We start from the raw sequence: 4,390 nt of genomic DNA on the forward strand, positions 1-4,390 counted from the left end.
CTGAAGATGGTCATCGCGGTGGACGACGACGTGGACATCTACAATGCCGAGGACGTGGAGTGGGCCATCGCCACCCGCTGCCGTCCGGCCCGGGACGTGCTGGTCATCCCCCACGCCCTGTGCCACGAGCTGAACCCGACGACCGAGGGCTCCGTGGGCTCCAAGCTCGGGATCGACGCCACGGCCCCCTACCCGCCCGACCCCCGCTACGAACGCGCCAAGATGCTGGACGTGAAGCTGGAGGACTACGAGATCGAGTAGCCGGCGCCCCGCGACCTCCTGCCGCGGTCAGCGCGAAAGCGGGCCTTGCGGACCCGCGTGCTTGTATAATTCTCGATGATGGGAACCTTCTCGGTCACCGCAGAGATCCACCCGGCTGATCGGTCGGCGTCACCCGAACCGATCACCCTCATGGTGGACACGGGGGCTACCTACACCTGCCTTCCCCGCCCCTTTCTTGAACGGCTGGGTTATCGGCCCGTCGGGCGGCGCCAGGTGGTCTTCGCCAACGGGACCCGGGCCGAGTGGGAGGTAACGGTCATCACCCTCTCGCTCCTCGGCGCGGTCCTGCCGACCCTCTGCTTCATGGCCCCGGATGGTTCGCCCGGTCTCCTCGGCGCGGTCACCCTCGAGGAATTCGGACTTGGGGTAGATCCGACAGGCAAGCGCCTAATCCCGATTGAAACCTATCTGATGTGAACCGCACTGGTCCTTCTCGTGGTCCTGCCCGGGCGCGCCTGCGCCTCATCCACACTTCTCCTCTCTGAGGCCGGGCGCGAAGTACGCGTCTTCAGTTGATTCCCTGACCGTCCCTCATCCCAGCTCTTTCAGGGGGGCGGAATTGTCTTGCGGTCATCGCCAATCGGCAATACAATTCTGTCGTGCGGATCACGTTCTACGAGACCGCAGGCGGGCGGCGGCCAGTCGAGGAATACCTGCGAAGCCTCGAGAGACCGGAACGAGCACGGGCCGCCGAGGGGCTTCAGAACATCCAGCGGTTCGGATTTGAGGCCGTGGGGGTGCAGTTCCGCCAAATCAGGGGGAAGCTCTGGGAGATTCGAATTCAGACCGGCGAGGCCCATCGGTTTTTCTACGTGATGGCGTCGCGTGAAGAGATGGTGCTTCTCCATGCCTACCGCAAGAAGACCCAGAAGGCCCCGAGCCGGGAGATCGCGACCGCCGAAAGGCGGCTGAAGGAGGTGCTTCATGGAGCCGAAGACTAAAGTGGCGCGCCGAGTGGCGAGGCGGGGGCGCGGGAGCCTCGATGCGTTCATCGCGCAGGAGATGAGAAACCCCGAGTTCCGGATTCACTTCCAGGAGGCCCGGGCGAAGTCCGACATCGCGCACGCGCTCGCGCAGGCCCGGAAGCGTGCCGGACTGACTCAGGCCGAGGTGGCCCGGCGGGCCGGGACCACGCAGTCAGTCATCGGACGACTGGAGGGGGGGACCCTACGCATGCCCTCCCTGCCTCTGATCGCCCGAGTCGCTCGAGCGTTGGAGATGGAGCTCACCATTGGTCTTGTCAGACCTTCATAGTCGACAACGGGCTTCATGACCTCCGTACCCTTGTGCCGCCCCGGTGAGGGCGTCGCGATAGGAACACAGAGGACTGACCAGGTAGGTATGCACTGTCAAAGGTTTTCGGGAGGGATCGAGGGGATGCCGGAGCCTGATGAGGACTACGAGATGGAGTAGGCGGCGTGGCCAGCCTTCCCGGCCCGCCGCGATTTCTGCCTCACCTCTAAGGCCAACGACGTCTTGAACGCCCTTCCCAAGCGCTCCAGCGTCTTCAGCGTGGGATTGCACCGTCGGGGGTTCTCGAGCTTCTGATACGCCTGATACGAAGTGCGGAGACGGCGGGCCGCCTCTTTCTGGGAGAGCCGAAGGCCAGTCCGGAGTTGCCGGAGGAGGATAGCCGTGCGGACAGGGAGGCTCGGCTCGACCGGAACTGCGCCCCTGAACGTGGAAGGCCGGGGAAGCACGAACCCGCGGTCGAAGATGGACGCCAGATATCCGGAAAGGGCTTCTTCCGCGTTGGCCAGCGCTTCGGCCTTTGTCGTCCCGTACGTCAGGCATCCCGGCAGGTCGGGAAACTCCACCAGGTAGGCGCGGTCGGCCCTGTGATACCGGATCCGCGCGGGATACGCGAGGGGCTTCACGCGAGCCCAGCCTCCTTCATCAGCTTCCGCAGCAGGCCCTCGGGGAGGGCGGTAGGTCAGGGGACGAGCGCGGAGTGAGCCCTCCCCTCCTCGAAAACTCAGCCTCGTCCGCATTATAAGGTAGCCTCTGATGACAGGCTGCGACATCGGCTGCGACGATCTATAATCGTCCCCGCTGATTCTCCGCGTCCGGTGCGGCGCCAGCACGCGACGCACACAAGCTCGGAGCCCGAACCTGCCGGCGCCCGTGCCGGACCGGGCCTCTCGGGCCGATCGGCAGCCGGTGCGGTCTGGTCGAAGGGCTGGGGCCTGAGCGGGATCGACGCGCAGGCTGCGAGCACGCACTGGAGGGAGACGGACAATGCCCGATCTGCTCGAGGCGATCGAGATCGAGACCGGCCCGCAGCCGCGGGCGGCCGTCATCTTGATGCACGGACTCGGCGCCGACGGCCACGATTTCAAGCCCGTGGTCCCACACCTCGGCCTGCCGGAGACCGTGCCTGTCCGCTTCGTCTTCCCGCACGCGCCCTACCGCCCGGTGACGATCAACCGCGGATTCGTCATGCGCGCCTGGTACGACGTCTACGATGTACCCGACGCGGGCGGCGGGCGTCAGGAGGACGCCGAGGGCGTGCGGGGCTCCCAGGCCCAGATCGAGGCCTTGATCGAGCGCGAGCGGGCGCGCGGGATCCCCGCAGGTCGGCTCTTCCTCGCCGGCTTCTCCCAGGGAGGCGCCATGGCCCTGCATACCGGCCTGCGCCATTCCGAACGGCTCGCCGGCATCATCGCGCTCTCGTGTCACCTCCCGCTGGCCGGCACCCTGGCGGCCGAGGCCAGCCCGGCGAATCGGGGCGTGCCCATCTTCATAGCCCACGGCACGGACGACGAGGTCATCCCCCTGACCCGAGCCCGTCACAGCCGCGACCGGCTGCTCGAGCTGGGCTACGGCGTGACGTGGCGCGAGTACCCCATGCCCCATGCGGTCTCGGCCGAGGAGATCCGCGACCTCGCCGCGTGGCTGCGCGAGGTGCTGGGCCCCCGGGCGTAACCTTGGGCCCGCCCGGCGTGGCCGGACTAAAGGGCGCGCAGGAGCTGGACGAACTCTTCCACCTCCAGTCCGGCGTCCCGGATCAGCTTCCGGAGGAGACTCGGCTTCAGGCTCCGATGGTCCGGCACAGTGAGGGGCTTCCGCGAGGGATCGGAGGGGTGACGGAGTCTTATGTGGCTCCCGCGCTGGCGAACAACTTCATAGGCAACGCGTTGAAAGGCCCAAACGGCTTCCTGGCCAGAGACCGGGGAGCAGAGGACTCACCGGCTGACGACTACGCTGCCGATGAGCACCCCAGAGGGGTCGGGGATCTCCTCTCCATGAGCCTTCATGTCCTCAAGGCAGAGCTCGATGGCCTCCTTGATATTGGCGAGGGCCTCTTCAACGGTCTCGCCCCGGCTATAGCAGCCGGCCAGCGAAGGACAGGTCACCACGTATCCGCCAGTTTCATCGGGCTCCAGGATCACCTTGAAGTCATAGGTCTTCAGCTCTGACCCCCTTCCGTAACCTCCGATACCCATTGTACGGCGACCCGACCCCAAGTGCCATCGTCGTGCTGTGATCCTGGGCGGGCCGTCGTCGAGATGGAGAGGGTCAGGGCGCCCGCGAGGAGGTCAGGGAGCCCGAGCGACGAACCTCAGCCGGCCGGGCCCGACTCAGGGCCCCGCTCAGGCGGGCCGCTCAGAAGGCCTCGACCCTGGCCGAGTGGCCGGGGGCGGCGGCGAGGCGTCGGTCACGGGTCAGCAACGGCGCGTCCAGGGCCTCGGCCAGGGAGACGTAGACGGCATCGTAAGCCGTGAGGTGCGGTCGCAGCGCCCAGATCCGCGGCAGGAAGAGGTTCGATCATCGTCCTTCGCGCTCCGCCGCCAGGATCTCGGCCGCCGAGGGGCGCAGTTCCTCCACCGCCTGCCGGCGCCTGAGGCGCTCCAGCAGCTCCTGGCGACTGGGCCGTTCGGCAATCCGCCGCAGCTCCGTGAGGATGTGGCAGACAGGGACATGCCGGACAGAGCCGCCCTCGCCTTCAAGGCCCGGTGGAGCGCTTCGGGGACGTTCCTCACCTGGACCATCTTGGACATGCTGATAACATACTTCCATGTAGTCAGCATGCCAACCCAGCACCGACCACGGCTTTCAGCGACGCCAGGTAGGCATCCACTGGGATGAGGCGCTTGCCGAGCGGGTC

General features: G+C 66.8%; 7 protein-coding genes and 2 pseudogenes. 5 read left to right on the forward strand and 4 right to left on the reverse strand.

Going from position 1 to position 4,390, the window contains the following annotated elements:
* From HY726_04350 to HY726_04365, 4 genes are all read left to right on the forward strand, one after another.
* On the forward strand, positions 1 to 261 hold a 261-nt coding region (locus HY726_04350), incomplete at its 5' end, for a UbiD family decarboxylase (protein MBI4608222.1).
* A 75-nt stretch (positions 262 to 336) separates the two neighbouring features.
* Entirely contained in the window at positions 337 to 699 is a 363-nt protein-coding gene (locus HY726_04355) for a retroviral-like aspartic protease family protein (GenBank protein ID MBI4608223.1), read from the forward strand.
* Between the two features lie 182 nt (positions 700 to 881).
* On the forward strand, positions 882 to 1,223 hold the full coding sequence (locus HY726_04360; GenBank protein MBI4608224.1) for a type II toxin-antitoxin system RelE/ParE family toxin: 342 nt from the start codon (positions 882 to 884) through the stop codon (positions 1,221 to 1,223).
* Positions 1,207 to 1,536: a helix-turn-helix transcriptional regulator gene (locus HY726_04365; GenBank protein ID MBI4608225.1), complete on the forward strand. Its 330-nt coding sequence runs from the start codon at positions 1,207 to 1,209 to the stop codon at positions 1,534 to 1,536. Before HY726_04360 ends, HY726_04365 begins: the two co-directional genes overlap by 17 nt.
* 143 nt (positions 1,537 to 1,679) lie before the next feature.
* On the opposite strand, the gene HY726_04370 is transcribed toward HY726_04365, so the two are convergent.
* Positions 1,680 to 2,273, reverse strand: coding sequence for a type II toxin-antitoxin system HicB family antitoxin (locus HY726_04370; protein MBI4608226.1), 594 nt, complete (start codon positions 2,271 to 2,273; stop codon positions 1,680 to 1,682).
* A gap of 247 nt (positions 2,274 to 2,520) precedes the next feature.
* On the opposite strand from HY726_04370, the gene HY726_04375 reads away from it, so the two are divergent.
* A complete protein-coding gene (locus HY726_04375) occupies positions 2,521 to 3,207 on the forward strand; it encodes a carboxylesterase (GenBank protein MBI4608227.1) in 687 nt (228 codons plus the stop codon).
* Between the two features lie 26 nt (positions 3,208 to 3,233).
* Here HY726_04375 and HY726_04380 read toward each other — a convergent pair.
* The 3 genes and pseudogenes from HY726_04380 to HY726_04390 form a co-directional block, all read right to left on the reverse strand.
* Positions 3,234 to 3,452, reverse strand: a pseudogene (locus HY726_04380) (type II toxin-antitoxin system HicA family toxin).
* Positions 3,453 to 3,467: 15 nt separating this feature from the next.
* Positions 3,468 to 3,728, reverse strand: a complete 261-nt coding sequence (locus HY726_04385) for a type II toxin-antitoxin system HicB family antitoxin (protein MBI4608228.1) — start codon at positions 3,726 to 3,728, stop codon at positions 3,468 to 3,470.
* Between the two features lie 160 nt (positions 3,729 to 3,888).
* Positions 3,889 to 4,026: pseudogene (locus HY726_04390) on the reverse strand (VapC toxin family PIN domain ribonuclease).
* Between the last annotated feature and the right edge of the window lie 364 nt (positions 4,027 to 4,390).

The organism is Candidatus Rokuibacteriota bacterium, assembly GCA_016209385.1.
Lineage (GTDB): Bacteria > Methylomirabilota > Methylomirabilia > Rokubacteriales > CSP1-6 > JACQWB01.

Excerpts from the sequence above, each read along its gene's own strand:
- HY726_04355 (MBI4608223.1), top strand. The coding sequence starts at position 337 with ATGATGGGAACCTTCTCGGTCACCGCAGAGATCCACCCGGCTGATCGG.
- HY726_04365 (MBI4608225.1), top strand. The coding sequence starts at position 1,207 with ATGGAGCCGAAGACTAAAGTGGCGCGCCGAGTGGCGAGGCGGGGGCGC.
- HY726_04370 (MBI4608226.1), bottom strand. The coding sequence starts at position 2,273 with ATGCGGACGAGGCTGAGTTTTCGAGGAGGGGAGGGCTCACTCCGCGCT.
- HY726_04375 (MBI4608227.1), top strand. The coding sequence starts at position 2,521 with ATGCCCGATCTGCTCGAGGCGATCGAGATCGAGACCGGCCCGCAGCCG.
- HY726_04385 (MBI4608228.1), bottom strand. The coding sequence starts at position 3,728 with ATGGGTATCGGAGGTTACGGAAGGGGGTCAGAGCTGAAGACCTATGAC.